This is a genomic window from Saccharopolyspora sp. NPDC002686, from assembly GCF_040295745.1.
GTDB lineage: Bacteria > Actinomycetota > Actinomycetes > Mycobacteriales > Pseudonocardiaceae > Saccharopolyspora > Saccharopolyspora oryzae.
The window spans coordinates 1-2066 of the sequence record NZ_JBEOVY010000612.1 but is presented as its reverse complement, the minus strand read 5'-3'; the positions used below and the strand labels follow the sequence as shown (position 1 = coordinate 2066).

2 protein-coding genes are annotated in these 2066 nt (G+C 69.8%); one reads left to right on the top strand and one right to left on the bottom strand.

Translation table 11 applies throughout. The features are described 5' to 3' along the window. On the bottom strand, positions 1-495 hold a 495-nt coding region (locus ABTZ89_RS38245; RefSeq protein WP_351054281.1), incomplete at its 3' end, for a hypothetical protein. A 171-nt stretch (positions 496-666) separates the two neighbouring features. On the opposite strand from ABTZ89_RS38245, the gene ABTZ89_RS38240 reads away from it, so the two are divergent. After that, the gene (locus tag ABTZ89_RS38240) at positions 667-1953 is read left to right on the top strand and encodes an adenylosuccinate synthase (protein WP_270952951.1); all 1287 of its coding nucleotides are present in this window, start codon (positions 667-669) and stop codon (positions 1951-1953) included. Positions 1954-2066: the final 113 nt, after the last annotated feature.

The following is a 2066-nucleotide window of genomic DNA, read 5'->3' as shown; positions in this document are numbered from 1 at the left end:
GCGGAACAGACCGCGGCGGACCGTCGTGACCAGCAGTCCGTCCATCGCCGGGTCGAGCATCGCGTTCATCGGGTCCGGGGTGGACTCCGGCAGCGGCGTGGCGTCGGGATCAGGCGAAATGGTGATGCTCAGCGCACTCCCGTCGAGCACCCGGTTGTCGTCGCAGTACACCTGGCCGGTGATCGGCTCGATGGTCCCGGCGCCGAGCAGCACGCCGCCCGAGTCGTCGCGGATCAGCGCCGACGGGCGGGGCTCGGCGGTCAGCGCGCGCTCGAAGTCGCCGGCCCGCAGCCCCCACAGCTGAGCCGCCGGGGAGTCCTCGACCGGCACGTAGCCCACCACCAGGTCGGCCAGCCGGTTCTTGCGGAGCAGGCGCAGGACCACCGAGGCGAAGTCGGCGTCGGTGCCGTGCACGACCAGGCGTTCCGAGGTTTCGGCGAGCAGCGGGTCCAGGTCCTGGCGGGTCGGCGTGACCGGCAGATCGAACCATTGCACACCGTCACCGGACGGACGCGCTGCGCGGTCAACGTTTCCGCAGGACAATGCGGTGGTACTCACGTTTCGCTCCTGGTTTACCCTGATCGACCGGCATACCCCGTGGTGGGAACGGGCGAAGCGTGCGGTCACGCTGGCGACCACCCCGCCCAGTCCAGGTTGGAGTTTCACATGCCGGCGATCGTGCTGATCGGCGCCCAGTGGGGCGACGAGGGCAAGGGTAAGGCGACCGACCTGCTCGGCGAGCAGGCGCAGTGGGTCGTCCGCTACCAAGGCGGCAACAACGCGGGTCACACCGTCGTGCTGCCCGACGGGCAGGACTTCGCCCTGCACCTCATCCCGTCGGGGATCCTGACCCCCGGGGTGACCAACGTGATCGGCAACGGCGTGGTCGTCGACCCCGGCGTGCTGCTCGAGGAGCTGGCCGGGCTGGAGGAGCGCGGCGTGGACACCTCGCGGCTGCTGCTGTCCGCCGACGCGCACCTGATCATGCCGTACCACGTGGCCATCGACCGGGTCACCGAGCGGTACCTGGGCAAGAAGCAGATCGGCACCACCGGTCGCGGCATCGGCCCCTGCTACCAGGACAAGATCGCCCGCGTCGGCGTCCGCGCGCAGGACCTGCTGGACGAGAAGATCCTGCGGCAGAAGGTCGAGGCCGCCCTCGACGTGAAGAACCAGATCCTGGTCAAGGTCTACAACCGCCGGGCGATGGACGTCGACGAGGTCGTGGACACCGTGCTGTCCCAGGGCGAGAAGTTCGCCCACCGGATCGCCGACACCAAGCTGCTGATCAACCAGGCGCTGGAGCGCGACGAGACGGTGCTGCTGGAGGGCTCGCAGGGCACCCTGCTCGACGTCGACCACGGCACCTACCCGTTCGTGACCTCGTCGAACCCGACCTCCGGCGGCGCTTGCGCCGGATCCGGCATCGGGCCGACGAAGATCGGCGCCGTGATCGGCATCCTGAAGGCCTACACCACCCGCGTCGGCGCCGGTCCGTTCCCGACCGAGCTCACCGACGAGGCCGGCGAGAACCTGCGCAAGCAGGGCGGCGAGTTCGGCGTCACCACCGGCCGCTCGCGGCGCACCGGCTGGTTCGACGCGGTGATCGCGCGCTACGCGACCCGCACCAACGGCATCACCGACTACTTCCTGACCAAGCTGGACGTGCTGTCCGGGCTCGAGACCATCCCGGTCTGCGTGGCCTACGACGTGGACGGCGAGCGGGTCACCGAGATGCCGATGACGCAGACCGGCGTGCACCACGCGGTCCCGGTGTACGAGGAGATGCCGGGCTGGTGGGAGGACATCAGCGACGCCCGCACCTTCGAGGACCTGCCGGCCAACGCGCAGGCCTACATCCAGCGCATCGAAGAGCTCTCGGGCGCCCGCGTCTCGGCCGTCGGCGTCGGCCCGGGCCGCGACCAGACGATCGTCCGCCACACGATGGCCTGATCTCAGTCCGACCAGGGGGACCCCGACCTCGATCGGGGTCCCCCTGTCGCGTCTCCGGACGCAAATTCCAAGAGAGCGGTAATGAGGGAGTCGGGGGACTGGCTGCGAGGAAC

Excerpts from the sequence above, each read along its gene's own strand:
- ABTZ89_RS38240 (WP_270952951.1), top strand. The coding sequence starts at position 667 with ATGCCGGCGATCGTGCTGATCGGCGCCCAGTGGGGCGACGAGGGCAAG.